The sequence below is a fragment of the Bacillus sp. 7894-2 genome, from assembly GCF_002272225.1.
GTDB lineage: Bacteria > Bacillota > Bacilli > Bacillales > Cytobacillaceae > Cytobacillus.
Window position 1 is genome coordinate 95727 of sequence record NZ_NPDG01000019.1, and the last position, 20907, is coordinate 116633.

Below are 20907 nucleotides of genomic sequence, written 5' to 3' on the forward strand. Positions count from 1 at the left end.
ACCCTATATGTCAATCGTTTTTACTCAGATAACGAAAATTTTAGTTGGTTATTTTCTTTTATGTAGAATCACCATTCTAATAGCACAAGAATAATTAGCTAAGCTGATAGTATAGTCAGATTTATAAAAACAGAACGTGTTCTATATACACGTTCTGTTTTAACAAGCATTATAAAAAAGTTTACTTCACGTCATATCCTTGATCATCAATGGCTTCTTTAATTTTCTCAATAGTTACTTCCGCTGAACTAAACTCTACATCAACGGTACCATTTTCAAGGTGGACATTTACTTGTGAGACACCTGCTAATTCTCCAACGCTGCCTTCGATTGCTTTCACGCAGTGTCCGCATGACATACCTTCTACATTTAGTGTCACTTTTTCCATGTTTAACAACTCCTTATTTTTTCATTAATTTTTGAATCGTTACAAGAACCTCGTCTAACACTTCCGTGTCTCCTTCTTGAAGCCGGTCTGCCACGCAACCCTTAAGATGTCCTTCTAAGAGTATTTTTGCTACGCTATTTAATGCAGACTGAGTAGCAGAAATTTGAGTAATCACGTCATCACAATAAGTGTCTTTTTCGATTAATCCTTTTATTCCGCGGATCTGTCCTTCAATACGATTTAAACGTGTAACCAGGTTATTCTTTACCTTATCGGAATGATGACTTTTTCTGTCAGTTCCATTAGCACAGCAGTTCTCTTCTTCAAGTAACATAGGATTATTTTTTGTCTCGGATACCATTTGATTTCCCTCCTTGCATTACTATTATATTATACCCCCGTATAGTATGTAAAGCGGGAAGCATTTAAAAATAAAAAAGGAATAGTTAACGTAAAAGTACATTATATGCCCAATAAAACTAAACTTTAATATTCTCCAGAATGAATTCCCGTCCAATTCTGTTCACAAATTTATGAAACCCTTCCCTTTTCTTGCCATTTTTTTGATAGATATCAATCACTTTTTCAATGGCAGAATACAATTCATCTGGTGTGAGTTTATTTAGGAGGAGTGTTCCTGCTTCGGCATCCCTCCCTTTTGATTTACCGCCAATATACAGATCGTAATGATCCTGCATTTTCATGATGCCAATATCATTCATAAGTGGTTCACCGCAGCCTACCGGACAGCCTGTATAAGCAGCTTTTAATGTAAAAGGAACTGGCTTGCCCGAAATACGACGATTTAATTCCTTAGCTACCGGCATACCTTCTTCTTCTGCTCCTTTACAAAAATTGCATGTTCTCAAACTTTTGACAAAACTCCCCACAGGGTAACAATGCAGCCCTGCTTTTTCAAATTCTCCGATAATACTATCTTTATCATCCTCAAAAACTTCAATATAAATCTGTTGAAATGTGGTTAATTCAAGTTGGTCATGATCACCCATATGCTTTGCGATAAGGAGCAATTGTTTCGCAGACAGTTTCGCCCCAAAATCAATACCGCCGTTTACTGCAATCTTTATTTTCTTTCTCTTGTTGTCCATCTTTCCATATCCTTTCTTTTATGATGTTTTTTCCAATAAATCAGTATGACAATGGCAGGATACTAAATGGCCGCTATTCACTGCTTCGAGTTCAGGAATATGAGTATGACAAACACTTTCTTTATGAGGACATCTCGATACAAAAGGACAGCCCTTTTCATCCCTTGTGGCATCGACTTCTCCGTCAAGTATCAGCTTTTCTCTATTCTGGATGAAGTTATTCAGGTCCTTTACAACCGCCACAAGTGCTTTTGTATAAGGGTGAGAAGGATGCTGGATAATTTTTTTCGTCGGTCCTATTTCAACGATTTTCCCTTGGTACATAACAGCAATCCGGTCACACATATAACTGGCTGTAGATAAATCATGTGTAATAAACATCATCGTCAGACCCATCTTTTTTCTTAAATCCAGCAATAAGTTTAAAATGCCGGCTCTCACGGAGACATCAAGCATAGATGTTGGTTCATCTGCAGCTATAAAGGATGGTTTTAAAATGATGGCTCTCGCAATGGCAATTCTTTGCCTTTGTCCTCCGCTTAACTGATGAGGATATCTGTGAATAAAATCTTCAGCAGGTTTTAACTCGATTGCTTCGATAGCTTCAGTAACTTTTTTAACTTTTTGTTCGTATGGCAATTCTTTTTCATGAGCATTTATTGGTTCCATTAATATATCAAGTATTCTCATTCCAGGATTTAGGGTATCATAAGGATCCTGAAAAATCATTTGCATTTTTTTTCTGAATTGATATGTTTCAGATTCTTTTAATTTGCAAAGGTTAACTCCATCAAAGTTTATTTCTCCGCTTGTTTCTTTCATCAAACGCATGACCATTCTTGCAGTTGTAGTTTTACCGCACCCGCTTTCACCAATAATGCCCAGAATTTCGCCCCGCTTTATTTCAAGATTTACGTTATTGACTGCATAAACATCTACTTTCTTTCTTTTTAAGAACGTTCCAGATTTTTTTATAAAGGTTTTTTTCAGATTATTGACTTTTAAAAGAATTGAATTATCCATTTTGTCCTTCCTCCTCTAAAAAGCAGGCTGTGTAGTGGCCATGCCTAACCTCTTTCAAGTCTGGACTTTCTTGACGACATTTTTCGAAAGCGTAAGGACACCTTGTATGAAAACGGCAGGAATTAGGGAAATTCACTAGATTTGGCACACTTCCAGGTATAGACACTACTTCCTTCTCTGGTTCACTTAGATCAGGCGTAGCGTTTAGAAGCGCCCGGGAGTATGGATGTCTGGCATTGTTCAAAATAGTATCAGTCGCTGCCCATTCCACAATTTTCCCCGCGTACATAATGGCAATTTTTTCGCATATAGCTGTTACCATAGGTAAATCATGGGATATAAGAATAACGGCAAGATTCATTTTCTTTTGAAGGTTTTTAATAAGGGCAATTACCTGTGCTTGCGTTAAAACATCCAGTCCTGTCGTGGACTCATCTGAAATGACCAGCTTCGGATTGCATGCCAATGCCATTGCAATGGCGACTCTTTGTTTCATCCCTCCACTGAATTCATGGGGATAGCTCTTCCATCGATCACCATCAATCCCCACCAATTCAAGGAGAGTTTTTGTCCTCTCCAGAGCTTCGGTTCTATTAACATCCTCGTGAAGGAGGATCGACTCCATTATCTGATCTCCCACTGTAAAAATAGGATTCAATGCATTCATGGCACTTTGCGGAATCACAGAAATCTCTTTCCATCTTAGTGAATAAAGCTCCTTCTCAGAAGCCTTTAAAAGGTCTTTTCCATTTAATAAGACACTTCCAGAAACCACTTTTCCCGGGTATTCTATTAATCTTAATATAGATTGAGCAACTGTTGTTTTGCCGCAGCCGGATTCACCAATTAATCCTAGCATTTCACCTTCATCTAACGTAAAGGACACATTCTCTACTGCTTTAGCTATCCCTTTATCCGTTTTAAAGTACGTAGAAAGGCTCTCTACAGATAACACGGTGCTCATGATTTATCGCTCCTTTCGTAATCGTGGATTCAGGACCTCTTCAAGCGAATAGCCTGTAAACGCAAACCCAATGACCAATGTGGTAATCAGCACACCTGGCGGTATTACCCACCAAATCCATGCATCTGTTAAAAAAGCTCCTCTAGCCTGAGCATAATATAGAATGGTTCCCCAGCTTTTTGTAAATGGATCCCCAAGACCGAGAAAACTCAGTGAAGCCTCTGTTAAGATGGAGTTGCTTGCTGCCAAAACAAATTGGGAAAGAGCAATCGGTATGACACCCGGTAAAATGTGGCGGGAAAGGATGACTCGAATATCGGTGCCAATTGATTTTGCAGCCTCCACGTACCCTTTTGTTTTTAAAGTTAGTACCTGTGACCTTACTACCCTGGCTGGACTAGCCCAGGAAAGCAGACTAATAACAAGTATAATATTCCAGAAACTTGGGCCTATAAAAGCTGCTAATAAAATCATCAGTGGCAGAAACGGGATAACAAGCACTAAGTCTACCAATCTCATGCAAAATGCATCAACCTTTCCGCCATAGTAGCCTGAAATCACTCCAACAAGGCACCCAATAAGGATGGATATAAAAGCAGCAATAACTCCTATTAAGAGTGAAATCCTTGTTCCATATAAAAGTTCACTTAAAATGTCTTGTCCTACATCATTTGTGCCCAATAAAAATTTTGTGTTCGGTTCGGTGAAGGGGGCTCCCACTCTTTCAGTCGGGTCAAACGGTGCAATGATTGGTGCAAGGAGTGCAATCAGCAAAAAGATAATTAATAGCCATAACCCAAAAACACCAAGACTATTAGAGGTAAGTACTTGCCAATAACTTTTCCATTTTTGATTAACCATTGCCGCTTCCCACCTTTGGATCCAATAAAGGATAAATTAAATCGGCTAGAAAATTAGCAATAACTACACTGAAAGTGATAATTAAGAATGTCGCCTGGATCAGAGGATAATCTCTGCTTAAAACCGATTCAAACATTAACCGCCCTACACCGGGGTAGGCAAATACAGTTTCAATCACTGTAGCACCGCCCAATGTGAAACCTAAACTCAGCATGAATACTGTAGCAACGGGAAGAAGTGCATTTCTCATCGCATGTTTATATTTAATAACCTTATCCTTTACTCCCTTTGCTTTTGCCATCATAATATAATCTTCGCCAAGTACATTTAACATTGAATAGCGCATAATCATGAACGTACTTGTTACAGATATTAAAATAAGAGTTGTCAGCGGCAGGATGAGATGTTCACCAATGTCAATCAATCTATCAATACCAGAGAGATTAGACCAAGCACTTTCCGCTCCGAAAACTGGAAGCCAGCCTAATTGAGATGCAAAAACGGACACTAAGATCATCCCAACCCAGAAAGAAGGCATTGCACTTAAAAACATGAAAACTGTTAGAAGGTTAGCATCCGTTTTTGTCCCCCTGCGCCAGGCAGAAATGGCCCCAAACATTACACCGATAATTGTAGAAATTACAAGTCCCAGTCCTGTAAGCAGCATTGTCCAGGGAAGACGCTCCATTAACAGTTCAGAGATTTGCCTTTTTTGTTGATACGAATATCCAAAATCACCGGTTAAAATATTTTTTATATAAGTGCCATATTGCTCCAGGAGGGAGTCATTGAGTCCGTGTTTATCTAATATGGCCTCTTTTTCAGCACTCGACATAAACCCTACATCTTCCCCTGCTAAAAACACTAATGGATTTCCCGGCATAAGCCGTGGCAATAAAAAGTTAAGCGTCAGCATTAAAAGTATCACGATTAAATATTGCAATAGCTTGTTAGCAATAAATTTCCCCAACTCATTCACCTCCAATTATTTCATTCATTGAAAAAGGATTTCCCGTAAAATTTGTTTTTACGGGAAAATATTCTGTTTAAAAATCAAAGTCATCATTGTTTTTGTCGCTTTTCTTCTTTTTTCTTAAAAAGAAAAACGCAATGATTCCCAATAAGAGTATTGCACCAAATACATATAAGGTTGTGTTGTTTCCACTTTCAGAGTCTTCATTATTGCTTACTTTATTATCTGCAGATTTAGCATCTTTTCCATTTTGATTCTCTGTAGTGAGATCTGTTTTTTCTCCTGAAACAAAGGACAATTTATTAATTATTCCCTTACCTACTTGAAAAACATATTGATCATACTTCGCTGGATTAAAGGCATTCACAATTTCTTGATAGTAAAGAGTAACAAATGGAGCATCATCAGCAACAAATGCCTGCATTTCTTTTATCAAATTCAGCCGTTCTGTTTCGTCGTACGTTACTTTTAATTTTTCACCCAGCTGATCAAACCCTTCATTCTTATATCCCCCGATATTAACGGATCCGATTGTTGGATCTGAATGGAATAGATCATTCAGTCTGTCTGGAAACAATTGCATCGTATTTGACCAGCTCCAAACCCCCAGATCATAATCTCTTCCTTTACTTACATCGAAATCCGGCCACATTAATGAGTCAACTGTCGTGGAATCCATGGCTTTCACTGTATTTTTAATGCCCACCTCGTTCAATGCTTCTGAAACTAATTCAGCCGTCCTGATTCTAATTGGGTTTCCTGCATAGACGAGCGTAGTTAAATTAATTTTTTTCCCTTCCTGATCTTCTCTAAATCCATCTCCATCCTTATCTATAAAGCCTGCTGCTTCTAATATTTGCTTGGCTTTTTCCTGATCATAAACCGGTTTAAGATCTTCATTATAATAAGAAGAAGAAGGATGAATAAACCCTGGACTTCCAACTTCTGCAAATCCAAGCAGTACTGTATTCACTATGTTTTCTTTATCAATGGCATAATCAATCGCCTGGCGAAACGGTGTTTCAGTCATTGGATATTTCTCTGCATTTATTTGGAATAGACTTGTACTATATCCAGGACCTCTTACAACCTTTAATGATGAATTTGATTCAAATTGTTCAACAAGTTCGGGAGAGATACTGGTTGAAATTACGTCTAATTCTCCAGCCTGAAGAGCATTGTACATGGCAGTCGTATCTTCAATAATTGGGAAAATCAATTCATTAATCGGCGGAGTACCTTTAAAATATTCTTCGTTCGATTTCATTTTGTAGTATTGTCCTGATTTATGCTCTTCCAGTATATAAGGACCACTCCCAAGCGCATTTGTTTCTTCATCTGGGTTTGTCACATTAGACCATATATGCTGAGGTAAAATGGGCAAGTCGGACAGAGGCTGGATCATGAAGTTTGGATCAGCTTGGGATAATACTAGCTTTATACTTGTCTCACTTAAAACCTCAATTGAACTGATTGCTTTTAACGGATTAGTAAATCGGGATTTTGGATATTCAATAAAATAATCCATGGTAAACTTCACATCTTCTGCAGTTAGCGGCTCACCATCATGCCATTTAACATTTTCATGCAAATTTAATTCATACGTTTTTCCGTCTTCACTTACTGTATAATCTTTTACGAGCCAAGGCTGAGGCTTGTTATTTTCATCCAAGTTAAAAAGAGTATCATAGAGTAAATTCACCAAATCCAGTCCCGGATAACCCGTTATATACGTATAAGGATTTAAACCATTTTCATCTTTCGTTATGCCCACTTTTAAGGATTTGACAGCCTCTTCAGCATGGACCGGCTGAAAGCCCGAAAATAATAGCATAAGTATTAAGCCGAGACTAAGAAAAGACTTTTTCATCTTCACTCCCCCTAATTGGTTATTTTCTTTATTTAATTAACTCGTCCAGATGAAAGTTACCTTCCCTTCTGTATGCTTCTGCAAGTGCAAAATGACCGTGAGTAGCAAGGCCATGATAGACATGGACTGCTTTATCCAGCACCTTATGGATCGCCCTGCCTTTTTCATGGAAATTGTTTAGTTGAGAGAATCCAGGAGATAAGATTTCCGCTGCTTTGAAATCGAGCATGTCATCAAAATGCATTCCGCTAAACTCCATTTGGCTCTCAAGCATATCCATAGCCGCTTCTTTTTTATCCCATACATCTGATATATCAATGACAGTATTAGGGTGGTGCGGGGTCATATAATAGATTGTTGGAATGGGGTGCGGATTTAATCCTGGTGTTTCATCCAGTGCAAAGTCTCTGCTAGCCAGTGCAATTGACTCAAGTAATAATGTCATGGCTGGACGGCGATCCGGATCTAAGTCATGGAAAGAGTGTTCGGGATCTTGTGTAATGATAATGTCAGGCTTCACTTCCCTTATTACCTTGATTAATTTCACTTTCGACTCCTTACTTAAATCAACCGTTCCATATTGAAAATTTAAAAATGACACATTGACACCTAATGTCTGTGCTGCATTTCTAACTTGAGGCTGGCTTGATTCTCGACAAAGCATGATCGTTGCATATGACTCGCCCCCGCTTAAAACATTTTTTGCCAGAGCTCCTCCGCATTCAACAACTTCCATACCATAGACACCTAGGAATAAAACCTTTTGACCTTTCGACATCTCTTAAAACCTCCTCATAATGTACAGTACCCCTCTATCGTATAGCCGGGTATTAAATCACATGATAATACCAAACTAATAATTTGTAAATACTGAATCGTTAGAAAATTTTAAATTTTTATACTTCTAATTTCCCAATTTGTGAATACTGCCTGATCCTCACGAGAATAAAATTATTAGCATGGCATGTCTTTCTTGTACATATCATTTAGCAATACAAGGGGGGTTGATCATTGTGAGTTTATTTCACTATTTTGTGCTTGCAACATTATCAGGGATTGCCATATTAGTATCTTTAATCGCTCATAAATTAAGAGAGCGATTGACAAATATGCATGCTATGGTCATTGCGATGATGATGGGAATGAATATAGGGTTAACCGCTGGGGTTCTGTTCGGATCACTTTATCAGGGAGATTTATATTCTTCCACTTTAATCTCTATCGGAGTCGGTGCTGTTGGAGGCTTAGTCTGCGGATTAAGTTTGGGTACATTGTCCTCTATCGAAGGTTTTATGTCTGGTCTTATGGGTGGAATGATGGGAGCAATGCTAGGGGAGATGATTACGCATGAGCAAGCTGCTGTCTTATTGAATATTATGCTTACACTAACCACAAGTTCATTACTTTTATTTTATATTTTACCTGTTTCAAAAGAGGATGAGAATGAAGTTAACAACAAGAGCTGGCTTTTAAAACCATTTTTAACATTTGTTCTCCTCTTATCTTTTCTGCTTTTTGGAAATCAATTGGACAAAAACATTGCTTTTTCAGACTCGAATTCATCAGGTCAGCATCAACATGGCATTCAAGATAATTCCGAAATAGAAAATCAAAAGATTATATTAAATGTTCACCCATCAGATTTTAGTTATTCACCTTCAGAAATTATTGTGGAAAAGAATCAAGCTGCTTCTATTACATTAAATAATCATGATCAAGTTGATCATGATATTGAAATAAAGAACTTAAGTTTCCAAGAAGGTTCAGTTAGTCAGCATACTGAGCACACTTCCGGTGGAGCAGATTTTCATTTGCATGCTTCAGCCAACAGTTCCGCAGCTATTACTTTTACACCTACCAAAACGGGAGTCTATGAGTTTTATTGTACTATTCCTGGTCATAAGGAAAGCGGCATGACGGGGAAGTTAATTGTAAAATAAAAAAGAGTCAGTTCCCCGCAGCCTTTGCTGAAGGAACTGACTCTTCTTTTTTCCACTTTCCATTTCGGAAATTCTTTAAAAGGAAGGCCGCTCTATAGAGATTATCCAATCCAATAGCAATCCAAATTCCTGCTATGCCTAACCCAAGAGTTATTCCGAGAAAGTAAACCCCGCCAGTTCTGATAACCCAAATACCAACTAAAGTTAAGTAAAAAGGATATTTAGTATTTTCTGCACCCTGGTATATTCCAGTTAAGATCAATACAATGGCCAAAATAGGCTGTATGAAAGCATCAATTTGCAAGGCTGTTTTTATTTGATTTATTACTGCAGCATCAGATGTGAAGAACCCTCCGATCCATTCACCGCCAATGAATAAAAGAATCCCAAATAAGCTCATGACTGCAGTTCCTATCCACAGCGAATACCTTGCATATTCCTTGGCCTTCTCAACCTCTCCAGATCCAATGCATTTACTTACAAGAGTAGTAGCTGCAGTTGCAAAACCATAACCAATCATATAGGCAAACACTTCAATGTTTCCGGCAATTTGGTGGGCAGCAAAAGTGTTAATTCCAATACTGACAATAAGGCCAAAATAGAGCACTTGACCGACTCTCATTGCTAACCTTTCTGCAGCAGCAGGACTGCTCAGTGAAATTATTTCCAGCAGCATCTTTTTATTTATCCACCAAAAGTCACTTCTCCACTCAATCATATTTGCTTTTCTAATATAAATAAATAATCCAATTGAACCTATCAGACGGGAGATAAGAGTAGCATAAGCTGCCCCTTCAATACCTAAAGCAGGAATAAATAAAAACCCAAAAATCAGAATATAGTCTAACAATATATTTATTAAATTAATGAATATACTAATCTTCATTGGTGATTTTGTATCACCATTACCTCTTAACACACTGCTTAATACGAACATGAGTGAAATAAAAATGGAAGGAATCGCTACTATTCTAAAATAAGAATTAGCTGCAGAAAGTACACCCTTTTCCACTCCCATTAAACGCAGTAATTCTTCTGAGAAAAACAGGGTTAATAAACCAAAAAACACCCCAACAAAACTCGCTAAGAGAATCGATTGAGCTGTTACTTCTTTGACTTTTTCCTGTCTCCCTGCCCCTATGTACTTTGCAACGTAAACATTAGCTGAAATTCCAATCCCCATAAAAACAGCAAAGTAAATAGCAAGGATCGCATTCGTTACTCCAACTGCACTAACTTCAATTAGGCCCAGCTTCGAGACAAACAGAGTGTCTACAAAACCGAGGATCATCTGAAAAAAGTTCTCAATGACTACTGGTATTGCTAATAAGAGAATGGTTTTAATAATACTTGAGCGGGTTTGTTCTTTAGCATCCTCCATAACAGCACCCCTTATTTAATGAATTTATCAATAGAGTCATTAAGCTGCTTTAACATTTCTGCTTCTTTTCCGCTTTTTACAGCTTCGATAAGGCATCCCTCTAAATGATCCTTTAGAATAAGCTTTCCACAGCTATCTACAGCTGAACGGACAGCAGCTAGCTGTATCAGCAAATCGTTGCAATCTCTCCCCTCTGCGGTCATTTTCTTTACTGCCCGAACATGCCCTTCAATTTTAGCTAAACGATTTACAATACTTTTTCTGTGTTTATGATGATTATCCACATACCCACCCCTTACCCCCCATAGGGGTTATTACTAAATTAATATTAACACATTTTTTAAATATTCAAAATCTTTTTCGATAATTCAAGTTAATCAAGCTGTTAAAAAATGCATTGGAAGAATATCCCCTAATGATTTAACTTATGCGCTTTCAGTAACCCGTTCACAAATCTGTCACACCATTCCCAAAACCACCCTGTCCAAATCCCCCCTTGATTTATATATAGAAGGTAAAAGGGTGGTGCAGTTTAATGAATTTAAAATCAGGCAGTGTGGACCAGTTTGAACAATTTTCTCAGTTTAAAGATCTTCAGGAGTTTAATGCCCATTTGGAGATGTGGCTATCGGTACATAAGGACAAGTTTTCAAAGAGTGAGCTGGCCGGTTTAAAGAGGCTGGTTCGTTTTGCTGCAAAAATCCCGGGGGTATCTAATGCCAAAATTGGCACTGTATTAAAAGCGATTCACGAAGAATATAACGGCAATGGTATTTCCCGCTCCACTTTTAAAAGAATGATTGCCAAGGCAGCAGAGATCGGTATTTTTACTGTTCATGAAACAGAGAGAAAAAACGGCTCACAGTCCAGTAACTTATATGTTTTTAATCGTTTTCCTAAGAGTGAACCACCTAAGAAAGATAAATTGGACCACCCTAATAAAACTATCAATCTTTCTAAAACTAATAAAAATCAAAAGATTACTAAACGTAACGAAACCGTCCTCGATCACACTTTTACTAGTGACCGTGTACCACAATCATTTATCAGTACAGTAAAATACTTTTTTTCAGAAGCCAAGCAGATTGAGGAGTTTTGGAGAATGGCCTCACTTGCAGCCTATAAAAATAATTGTGAGTTGAGCTCAGAAACTGCCATCCATTCCTTTAAGCAGCTGATCCGGAAAATGAAAACCAGCACTATTGCTAAGCCCGTTGCTTATTTCTACGGAATCCTGAATAAGAAATTTGAAGAAAAATACTTTGAAGAATTGCATGAAATGGGATTTGCAGCTGAAGACAATGCCTTTTCGCTAAATTTCTTTTACAAAAAGTAGCTAACTTCCCCATTGCTGGGAGTTAGACCCCCTAACTTTAGACTTAGACCCCTTTACTACGGACTGTCTGTCAGGGAAATTGCTGAAAAAGAACGGGTCTCCCTGTCTGCAGTCAAAAACTGGCGGCATGGTGCGCGTGAGAAGCTGAAGAAAATAATGCAGCAAAAATAAAAATCACCCTGTCCTTTTCCCCTTCCAAAGTATATATAGAAGGTGAAAGGAGGTGACCCAAGATGGCACAAGCAATTATCACTGATTCCAAACTTCGCCTGGTATTTGAAACAGGCCTTAATGAGCAGGGCAAGCCGGTTCACAAATCAAAAACTTACAGCGGCGTAAAGCAATCGGCCACAGCAGACCAGCTTTTCACAGTTGGACAGGCGATCGCCGGCTTAAGCAGTTACCCAATGACTGAGATTAATAGAAATGACAGCTTCGATATTTTAGGCTAAACACAATCTATTAAAAAACCAAAATCATAAGGAGGGAATACTAAATGGCTAAATCATTAGAAATGACTTTCATCTCTGAACTGGGCAAGCCAACGAAACTATCCGTTGATAACCCGATTGAACCGATTGATCCTGCTGCGGTAAAAGCAGCCATGGAGCAAATCATTGCTGCCAATGCATTTGAAGGCAATGGCGGAGATTTGGTTTTAGCGGAAAGTGCAAGATTAGTTGAACGGAATGTAACTGAATATGAATTAGTATAATATCATTGGCCGGATTCCTTGGAACCCGGCCATTTTTACATCGTCCATTCAGGGATTGCCTGATCGGCTTAAAGAATAGACTATTTAATCCCTTCCTCCTATGAATGGCTTCAGCTCATTCACGATAAAGTCAGCATAATCACTCCCTTTTCCTCAGGTAAATCCGGATTTTTCTCTCCTGATTGAAAATAGCTACCGTAAACACTTCAAGCATGGCTGCCACCTCATTCTGATTGTTCTAAAAGTGCTTTCAAAACAAAATTTTCTCTTCTTATCCATCCATTGACGCTATTCAGTTTAGCTGCTGCCTCATTCCTTGCGATTGCTTCTTCAATAGGCACCCACTCCGGTGAAAATTCCTCTGTGATCTCATAGCCTTCAAGCTGCTGGTCTATTTGCTGATGATCCATTAATTCACAAAGATAATAATGAGAATTCATTTGAAACAGCACAGTATCATCAAACACATCGATTTTCCGTTCAACAACGGTACCCAGTTTTTTCTTCACGGCTGTATGTATGTATCCCGTTTCTTCTGCAATTTCGCGTAATAGCGCATCATGCCAATGTTCATTCTCTTTAACTCCTCCTCCCGGGAATTTATATTCACCCCGATTCGAGCGAACCAGCAAAATCCCATTCTCACCCAGAATAACGGCTCTGACAGCTTCCCTCGTTGTCACAGAATGATACTTCAGATCTTCTTCTTCAAACACTTCAGTAAATTTCATAAATACACCTCACTTGTAAAATATTTTACAATGGTCCCAGGAAAAAAGCTCCAAAAAAATAAGACTGCCGAACATTCTCAGCAGTCTTCATTCCTTTTATTTATTCAAAACTTCATATCGCTTCAGTATTTCTCCTGCAAGCTCGCTTGATTCTTCAAGTCCGCATACTTCTTTCAGCACATAAACCACTCCGTTTTCCTGAATCATCTCCTGCAGCTTAACCGCTTCGTCATCTTCCCTGTTGTCAAACAATAGGGCTGCAGCAATGGCTTTTGCCAGGTTTGTGTAAGATAAGCCTGCTTTCTGTGCCTGCAGTGCCGGGCGGACCAGTCTGTCTTCGGGTCCGAGCTTCCTTATTGGTGACCGGCCGACTCGTGAAACACCGTCATTCAGGCGTGCATTCTCAAAACGGCCGATAATTTTATCGATATATTTCTGATGTTCTTCCGGATTCAGATCATATCGATCTATTAAATAGGCACCTGTTTCGCCCAGTGTCGCCTGCACTTGCTTGTAAATGTCGCCGTCAGCAAGTGTCTGGTCGATGGTTTCTTTCCCTGCCAGGTAACCGAAGTACGCAATAACCGCATGTCCTGTGTTAACCGTGAACAGCTTTCTTTCGATAAACGGTGCAAGCTCCGGAACAATCTTCATTCCCTCAATATGCGGAATGTCATCAGTCGTTTCGACAACCCATTCATGGTACGGTTCAACCAATACATCGAGTGATCCCTGGTTGTTCTGAATTGGAACAATCCGGTCTACAGCGGAGTTTAAGAAAGATACATTCTCAAGATTCATACCGCTCTCCAGATTCTCCAAGATATAGCCCTTTAATAAGTCAGTTGCCGAGATCTGATTTTCACATGCAATGACATAAAGCTTATCCGTGATTCCTGCTTCCGCTCTGGCAGCCAGGCCTTTCGCCATTAACGGAGCAATCCGCGGAAGAATATTAGGCCCAATGGCTGTCGTTAAGAAATCAGCCTGTTTAATGGCCTCAATCACTTCAGCCTCCTGCGTCAGATTGTTCAATCCTGACACATTTTCAATGGTCAGGCTTTCCTGTTTATCTGCAGCCAATATCACTTTATATTGTTTTTCTTCGTTTAATTGATTGATAATTCCTTCAGCAATGTCCACAAACGTCACATGGTAGCCTGACTGTGAAAATAATGCTCCGATAAATCCTCTTCCTATGTTCCCTGCACCAAAATGCACTGCCTGTTTCATCGAATCATTCCTTTACCGGTTTATTTTAAAATGAGACTGGAGGTATTCAGTAAAAATCGATTCCAGCTTCCTGTAGATCATTTCTTCGTTTCCGGAAGAAAATAGTAAAATCGCTTCCTCTGTCCCAATGATATTCGTGCTGATTAAGCTTACTATTTCCTGCTCTCTTCTGCTTAGCTCGTCTGGTGCAAGCATGAGCAGGAGGTTTTTCATTGCCACTTCTTTTCCGTCCATTCCCTTTACCAGGCAAGGGTTGGGCAGATGGGCAATTTGAAAAATAAGTTTACGGACGTTTATACTGCGCGCGTGAAAGAGAGCCATATTCGTTTCAGGAATGCCCAGGCCGCCTTTTTGTTCCCGCTCCCTTAATGATTGAAGCACATCTTCAGGATTTGTCAGCAGCTGATCTCCTTCTGCATTCGCAAGCATCTTTGCGAGAATCTGCTCCTGGGCTGCTTTCCCATTCATCCGGTAAAACCGGAAGTTTTGAATAAGGGACTGGATGCTCTCCTGAATATCTCTTATTTCCCCAAGCATGGAGTCTAAAGAGACATTACTCTGCTCAGTCTGCCGTTGCCCATGATCCGCCAATTCCTGATACTGCTTCCCTTTTGTAAGGCTTTCAAGGTTGTTCTTCAGGTAGTTTTTTATCGAGAGAATATTTTCTTCACTTAAGAGCGGGTTCACCAATATATACTCTGCTTGTATAAAAGGAAGTCTCACAGTAGTAAGAATTAAATCATATTCCTTCAGATCGGCATCCTCTGACATTTCCTTAATCGATTTGATTTCGATGACATCAATTTCAGCCACCTCTTTTTTCAGCCTGCTTCTCAGCATCTTGGAAGTGCCGATGCCTGTCGGACAAATGAGCAGCGCCTTTATGGAAAGATTCTCTTCCTGCATGACAAGGGCCGAGCCGAAATGAAGAACGATAAACGCAATTTCGTCATCGGAAAATTGATCAATATCCGTAAACTCCTCTTCAAGACTATTTTTCACAGCCATGAACAGAACCGGATATTTACGCTTGATTTCCTCTCTAAGAGGGTTATAGGACTCCATATTCTGCTTGATCCGGTATATGGATGGCTCCATATGGGCGAGCAGTCCCTGAAATAAGGAAAAATCCTTGTTCAAATCCACATGGAGCTGTTCCGAAACTGATTTAATCACGTTCCTGATCATTTGGGCGAGTACAATGCTGTCGTACGGAAAAGCCTCCGTCCCGCTCCATTTGGTGCCTTTAAGTAAACGAGCCAGGTAAAGGATATCCCCCTCTGAAAAATCACAGTCAAATGTCTGTCCGAGCCTGCTTGTGACCTCCTGAATCAATCCGTATTCCACGGTAACCTCTGTCTCCGGAAGATTCTTCCGTTCCACCGGGAACCCGGTGAGTGTTCTTTTCAGCGTTATGCACGTATGCAGCACGATCTCCAGATATCCGCTATCCGCAAACCGGGCAGGTGCGCCAGTGAACACAGTCTGAACGATACTGTTCACATGGCGGAGCTCATCCGCTTCAAAGTAATGCAGAATGCTGTCTTCACCAAGCTTCCCTTTTTCAAGCAAAAATAATTTCTCAATTAATTCTTCATGAAAGTATTGCAGGAGAAAATGGGCAAGCGCCCTTCGTTTATTTGCTTCCGTTCCGTGTAGCTCTACACCGACTCCACGCTTTCTCGTCAAGTCCACCTGGAAAAGGGATAGCCATTCAGCAAGCTCGTCGAGATATGCTGTCAAAGTTGCCGTGCTGATGCCGAGGTAGCCGGCAAGCACCTGGGTCTTATATACGTCTTCTTCAAGAATAGCCAATAGCAGGCGCAGCTTCTTTTCCTGAGGGAGCTCATCGATCGGTTCACTGCTGGTCAAATGCTGGATCAGCCTGAAAATCTGTTCATTTTTCCCTTCAATGACAAGTCCCTGATTTACATTTCGGGTTAAGGTCAGTCCGAACTCACTGATAATTTTCTCAACTGCCTTTAAGTCCCTCTGGATTGTTCTCGCACTGACGTTTAATGAAGAAGCAATCGACAATGCCGTGTGTTTACCCGATGTTTTTATAATCAATTCAATAATGGCTTTTTCCCTCGATGTAATATACATGAGATCAGCTCATTTCTACTTTTAGTGGCATAAACAATGAATAGAAAAGCGCATTAAGACGCTTTTCTATTCGTAAAAATTATTTCTTGCCGATAATATCCATGATAGTCTGTACTGATTCAGCAGAAGCCAGTTTCTCGATATTATCCATGTCAGAACATGTTACCGCGATGCCTGATAAGATTTCAAGATGTGTGCCGTCTTTTCCTGCAATTCCGAAGATCAGACGGACCTTTTGGCCATCAAAATCAACGCCATTTGGCACCTGGATAACCGTAAAGCCGGATTTGATGACAGCCTTTTTGGCCTCTTCCGTTCCATGAGGGATCGCTACATCATTCCCCATATAAGTGGAAGTGATGTTATCACGTTCAATCATCGCTTCAATATAGCTCTCTTCCACATAGCCTGCATCCACAAGCACTCTTCCGGCAAAGCGGATTGCTTCATCCTTATCAGCAAACTCTTTGTTCAGGAAAATATTTTCCGGACGCAATAAATCGTCTTCATGTGCCATTTCCTCATCCGTCGCATCAGGCACATTTTCTTCAGCTTCTTCAACGATTTCGTGCAGCTCCGAATTAGCAGGGAACTGCAGTGCGTCTATCAGCTTGTCATATTCCGGACTTGAAAGGAAATTATCAACCGATACATGGAATGCATTCGGCACCTTCTGGCGTGCCCTCGGTGTCAATTCTTCCTGTGTAATGACAATTTCAGCATCTGCAGGAAGATTGGAAATGGCTGTATTCGTAACTGCAACGTCCATGCCTGCTTCCTTCACCTTTTTGCGCAGCAATGATGCACCCATGGCACTTGAGCCCATTCCCGCATCACACGCAAAATAAATTTTAGATACGTTATCAGGCAATGCAGCCTTTTCACCTTCTAATACGTTAGAAACAGAGCTTTTCTTGCCTTTCATTTCCTGCATCTTTTTCGCAGCTTCTTCAATATCTTCTTCACCCTGCTTGCCTGTTTTCATGATGAATGCAGAGACAAGGAATGAAACGACTGCAGCCACAAGCACACCTGCAAAGTTTGCAATATACGCACTTGCATGATGAGGTGTTACAGCCGTGATGGCGATGATGCTTCCCGGTGATGAAGGAGCGAACAATCCACCGCCTAAAAGAACCAGTGTGAACACACCGCTCATTCCGCCAAGGATAACCGCAATAATGAGCATAGGGCGCATTAAAATGTACGGGAAGTAAATTTCATGAATCCCGCCGAAGAAGTGAATGATTCCGGCACCTGGAGCGGATTTCTTTGCATTTCCTTTTCCAAAGAACATGTAAGCAAGCAAAACACCAAGACCAGGTCCTGGGTTCGCTTCAAGCAGGAACAGGATGGATTGTCCTGTTTCTTTTACCTGCTCAACGCCAATTGGCGACAGAACACCGTGATTGATGGCATTGTTCAGGAATAATACCTTTGCCGGTTCAATCAGGATGCTTGTCAGCGGAAGCAGCCCTGTGCCAATCAGCCAGTCCACACCTGCTACAAGCCAGCCTGTGAATTCATCAACTGCAGGCCCTATACCAAGGAACGCTAGGATGGCCAGAATGGCACCAAGAATTCCTGCTGAGAAGTTGTTCACGAGCATTTCAAAGCCTGCACGCACTCGGCCTTCGACCAATTGATCAAATTTCTTAATAACATATCCGCCAAGAGGACCAATTACCATGGCGCCAAGGAACATTGGAATTTCTGCCCCGGCAATTACCCCCATTGTCGCGATGGCACCAACAACGGCACCGCGCTGATCATGAACAAGCTTACCGCCGGTGTATCCGATTAACAGCGGAAGCAAGTATGTCACCATTGGCCCTACCATTTTGGCAAGGCTTTCATTTGGAATGAAACCAGTAGGTATAAATAAAGCTGTAATAAGACCCCATGCGATAAAAGCTGAGATATTCGGCATCACCATGGAGCTAAGGAAGTTACCGAACTTCTGTACAGCAACTTTAAGATTAGATTGAGCCATTTACACTCATCCTTTCAAAATAAGTACTTTATTACTAATGGTAAAGTACTTAACCGCCGGACTCAACAAAGGAGAAACCTAACTTTGTCGCATGACTGATGACAAAACTATGGTTTCTCCTATATCAGGTTGAGTTCTCCGTTATTTCCCTACTGATTCAGTTCAATGACCTCTGTTGCCTGCACGGGTTTTCCCCCAGCCATTAATGCTCCGTGATTGTTCGAATTAAGGGTTATGGTTATTTCATTTCTGCCTTCCTTCAGTTTGCCTAAATGATAGTACTCCCCGTACAGGCGGCTGATTTTTTTGCCGTTTATGTATAAGTGGGCATGTCCCTCGTTATAGCTTGGCTGCCTCTCGCCCACCTTCTCAGGGGCAAAGGTAAAATGGACGAGATCCAGCTTCAAAAGCCAGGTATCCGGACCGTCCGGGGATACGGTTACATCTACAGACGGAATCTCATTTTCTTTCGGAATTTCCACATATCCATGGGACATGTGACCCGCTGCCCCGGTCTGATTATGCGGATTCTGACTGGTGTAAAAATAAAAAAAGCCTAAGAAGATAACGATAAAACTGATCAAGCTTCTTACTTTTTTCATCATGCTTCCTTCTCCATCCTCTTAATCATAAACCCAATTATGACAAGCACTAATCCAATTGCCAGAAAGGCCAGATCATAGAATAAAGGGTTTTCTGCCAGTGGCCTGACACGGTGCACCTGCAGGATATGATGGTCCACAATTCCTTCGACAAGATTAAAAGCGCCTCCCCCAATGAATATACCGCCAGTGAAGATCTTCCAGCTGGTACCCAATTCATTTTTGCGGGCATCCTGAAAAATCTTCATCCCGCCCCAAAGCAGCTTCGCCGAAAATAAAGCAGTAAATAAACCATCTGTAAAAATTTCGAGCTTGATATTCGGGCTGAGAATCATATGATGCCATTGCAGCAGCTGATGAAATACGATGCCATCAATCGCCCCAACAAGACCTAACCCAAGGATTAAGCCGGCTATAAATAGGTTTTTATTTTCTTTTCTCACCTTAAGCACCATCCTGAAAAAATCGTCATACTTCGATTAGTGCCCATAACATGGTAAATTTATTCTTTTTTTCATAAAAAATAAGGAAAAGCCGCTCCTGGACTTTTCCTTTTTCGTGATTATTGATGGTGCTCTTCTTCTGCTGCCATGGCATCTGCCTTTGTTTTATGCACCGTTCCAAACGGATGCTGCGGCGGCGCATAAATGGAATATAGCTTAAGAGGCTTATTGCCTGTATTGATCAGATTATGATATTTGCCTGCAGGGATGATAATCGCAAAATCATCCGCTACTTTCCGCTGAAAATCCAGCCGGTCAGGACTGTCCCCCATATAAACCATTCCTTCACCATCTTCAAGTCTTAGGAATTGATCGAGCTCCGGGTGAACCTCAAGGCCAATATCCTCGCCAGCATTGATGCTCATTAATGTCAGCTGAAAATGCTTTCCAGTCCAGAGGGCAGTACGGAAGTTGTTGTTTTTCTTCGTTGCTTCCTCAATATCCACAACAAATGGCTGCGGACCGAAATCGGTCACCCGGTTATTCAATGATACTAATCGAGCGGCATTTTCCTGTTCTCCACTCATTGCCCATAAGAACACATTTTGAACCTGTGGAAGCTGAGTAAGCACGGAACCCCTTTGGTTCTCCTCGAAACCTTCCATTTCGATTTGATAAGCCCTGTGCAATCCATCACGGTAATGATCAATGGCTACATGGCCGACCTGATACTCAGGCTGTTTTCCCGTTAAATTGTAATATAGGTTGCAAAAATGGTTTAAATAGATTTTCTTTCCTTCGATTGCCTGAATAATGTTCTGCTTATGCTCTTCATTTGGGGCATGCTCTGCCAGCTGAGTGTATAACTCAAGTACAGATGCTTCCCTTTTGACTCCTTCAAGAACCGTTTCACAAAGCTGCTGAAAATGATCCTGATTGCTTCTTAACATTTCGTCAGTATGATACACCGGTGAATGAGGCTGAGGGTAGTAAGGATAGGAATACGCATTAGGATGATACAATACTAGTCATTCCCTTCACAGAATTATCATCACATCATATGCCTATGAAAATAGAAGGTACATTGTTTTATGAAGTTGGGCTTATATACTTATATACGCAAAAAACCAGTCATGTCCCTGACTGGTTCCGAGTTATTCTTTTTGTGTCCGAAGTTGCACCGGGTTCTGACTCTGGAGCGCCAATTTTCTCTTTTTGTGTCAGAAGTTGATCCGGGTT

Annotated in this window: 23 protein-coding genes; 5 read left to right on the forward strand and 18 right to left on the reverse strand. The window is 40.5% G+C overall.

The genetic code is table 11. From position 1 onward, the window contains the following. Positions 1-181: 181 nt before the first annotated feature. The 9 genes from copZ to CHI10_RS04345 all read right to left on the reverse strand — a co-directional run bounded on the left by copZ (position 182) and on the right by CHI10_RS04345 (position 7966). Entirely contained in the window at positions 182-388 is a 207-nt protein-coding gene (copZ, locus tag CHI10_RS04305) for a copper chaperone CopZ (RefSeq protein WP_095243097.1), read from the reverse strand. A 13-nt stretch (positions 389-401) separates the two neighbouring features. Further along, positions 402-749, reverse strand: a complete 348-nt coding sequence (locus tag CHI10_RS04310; RefSeq protein WP_095243098.1) for a metal-sensitive transcriptional regulator — start codon at positions 747-749, stop codon at positions 402-404. A gap of 118 nt (positions 750-867) precedes the next feature. Next, positions 868-1497, reverse strand: a complete 630-nt coding sequence (locus CHI10_RS04315) for an NAD(P)/FAD-dependent oxidoreductase (RefSeq protein WP_095243099.1) — start codon at positions 1495-1497, stop codon at positions 868-870. Positions 1498-1515: 18 nt separating this feature from the next. Beyond that, positions 1516-2520, reverse strand: a complete 1005-nt coding sequence (locus CHI10_RS04320; protein ID WP_095243100.1) for an ABC transporter ATP-binding protein — start codon at positions 2518-2520, stop codon at positions 1516-1518. Next, positions 2513-3484 carry an ABC transporter ATP-binding protein gene (locus CHI10_RS04325; RefSeq protein WP_095243101.1) on the reverse strand — a complete coding sequence of 324 codons (972 nt, stop codon included), beginning with the start codon at positions 3482-3484 and terminating at the stop codon, positions 2513-2515. Before CHI10_RS04325 ends, CHI10_RS04320 begins: the two co-directional genes overlap by 8 nt. A gap of 3 nt (positions 3485-3487) precedes the next feature. After that, positions 3488-4345, reverse strand: a complete 858-nt coding sequence (locus tag CHI10_RS04330; RefSeq protein ID WP_095243102.1) for an ABC transporter permease — start codon at positions 4343-4345, stop codon at positions 3488-3490. Continuing rightward, entirely contained in the window at positions 4338-5315 is a 978-nt protein-coding gene (locus CHI10_RS04335) for an ABC transporter permease (protein WP_095243103.1), read from the reverse strand. Before CHI10_RS04335 ends, CHI10_RS04330 begins: the two co-directional genes overlap by 8 nt. A 76-nt stretch (positions 5316-5391) precedes the next feature. Then, complete coding sequence (locus CHI10_RS04340; protein ID WP_095243104.1) at positions 5392-7188, reverse strand: ABC transporter substrate-binding protein; 1797 nt, start codon at positions 7186-7188, stop codon at positions 5392-5394. 28 nt (positions 7189-7216) lie between these two features. After that, positions 7217-7966, reverse strand: a complete 750-nt coding sequence (locus CHI10_RS04345) for a PIG-L deacetylase family protein (protein ID WP_095243105.1) — start codon at positions 7964-7966, stop codon at positions 7217-7219. A gap of 235 nt (positions 7967-8201) precedes the next feature. On the opposite strand from CHI10_RS04345, the gene CHI10_RS04350 reads away from it, so the two are divergent. After that, complete coding sequence (locus CHI10_RS04350) at positions 8202-9128, forward strand: cupredoxin domain-containing protein (protein WP_286137133.1); 927 nt, start codon at positions 8202-8204, stop codon at positions 9126-9128. Between the two features lie 7 nt (positions 9129-9135). On the opposite strand, the gene CHI10_RS04355 is transcribed toward CHI10_RS04350, so the two are convergent. Beyond that, a complete protein-coding gene (locus CHI10_RS04355; protein ID WP_095243106.1) occupies positions 9136-10509 on the reverse strand; it encodes an MATE family efflux transporter in 1374 nt (457 codons plus the stop codon). An 11-nt stretch (positions 10510-10520) separates the two neighbouring features. Beyond that, entirely contained in the window at positions 10521-10793 is a 273-nt protein-coding gene (locus CHI10_RS04360) for a metal-sensing transcriptional repressor (RefSeq protein WP_095243107.1), read from the reverse strand. A gap of 251 nt (positions 10794-11044) precedes the next feature. Here CHI10_RS04360 and CHI10_RS04365 point away from each other — a divergent pair, with 251 nt between their 5' ends. The 4 genes from CHI10_RS04365 (at position 11045) to CHI10_RS04380 (ending at position 12560) form a co-directional block, all read left to right on the forward strand. Continuing rightward, complete coding sequence (locus CHI10_RS04365) at positions 11045-11845, forward strand: hypothetical protein (protein ID WP_095243108.1); 801 nt, start codon at positions 11045-11047, stop codon at positions 11843-11845. A 12-nt stretch (positions 11846-11857) separates the two neighbouring features. After that, positions 11858-12016: a sigma factor-like helix-turn-helix DNA-binding protein gene (locus tag CHI10_RS22595; protein ID WP_396106266.1), complete on the forward strand. Its 159-nt coding sequence runs from the start codon at positions 11858-11860 to the stop codon at positions 12014-12016. 62 nt (positions 12017-12078) lie between these two features. Then, complete coding sequence (locus CHI10_RS04375) at positions 12079-12297, forward strand: DUF1659 domain-containing protein (protein ID WP_095243109.1); 219 nt, start codon at positions 12079-12081, stop codon at positions 12295-12297. 44 nt (positions 12298-12341) lie between these two features. Further along, complete coding sequence (locus tag CHI10_RS04380; RefSeq protein WP_048009200.1) at positions 12342-12560, forward strand: DUF2922 domain-containing protein; 219 nt, start codon at positions 12342-12344, stop codon at positions 12558-12560. 224 nt (positions 12561-12784) lie between these two features. On the opposite strand, the gene CHI10_RS04385 is transcribed toward CHI10_RS04380, so the two are convergent. The 7 genes from CHI10_RS04385 to CHI10_RS04415 all read right to left on the reverse strand — a co-directional run bounded on the left by CHI10_RS04385 (position 12785) and on the right by CHI10_RS04415 (position 20690). Further along, positions 12785-13291: an NUDIX hydrolase gene (locus CHI10_RS04385; protein ID WP_095243110.1), complete on the reverse strand. Its 507-nt coding sequence runs from the start codon at positions 13289-13291 to the stop codon at positions 12785-12787. Positions 13292-13387: 96 nt separating this feature from the next. Then, complete coding sequence (locus CHI10_RS04390) at positions 13388-14524, reverse strand: mannitol-1-phosphate 5-dehydrogenase (RefSeq protein ID WP_095243111.1); 1137 nt, start codon at positions 14522-14524, stop codon at positions 13388-13390. 12 nt (positions 14525-14536) lie between these two features. After that, positions 14537-16630, reverse strand: coding sequence for a BglG family transcription antiterminator (locus CHI10_RS04395; protein ID WP_095243112.1), 2094 nt, complete (start codon positions 16628-16630; stop codon positions 14537-14539). Between the two features lie 79 nt (positions 16631-16709). Next, positions 16710-18623 carry a PTS mannitol transporter subunit IICBA gene (locus CHI10_RS04400; RefSeq protein ID WP_095243113.1) on the reverse strand — a complete coding sequence of 638 codons (1914 nt, stop codon included), beginning with the start codon at positions 18621-18623 and terminating at the stop codon, positions 16710-16712. Positions 18624-18772: 149 nt separating this feature from the next. Further along, entirely contained in the window at positions 18773-19228 is a 456-nt protein-coding gene (locus CHI10_RS04405; protein ID WP_095243114.1) for a hypothetical protein, read from the reverse strand. Beyond that, positions 19225-19668, reverse strand: a complete 444-nt coding sequence (locus CHI10_RS04410; protein WP_179288949.1) for a DUF2243 domain-containing protein — start codon at positions 19666-19668, stop codon at positions 19225-19227. Before CHI10_RS04410 ends, CHI10_RS04405 begins: the two co-directional genes overlap by 4 nt. A gap of 119 nt (positions 19669-19787) precedes the next feature. Further along, the gene (locus tag CHI10_RS04415) at positions 19788-20690 is read right to left on the reverse strand and encodes a cupin domain-containing protein (RefSeq protein ID WP_286137142.1); all 903 of its coding nucleotides are present in this window, start codon (positions 20688-20690) and stop codon (positions 19788-19790) included. Positions 20691-20907 lie beyond the last annotated feature (217 nt).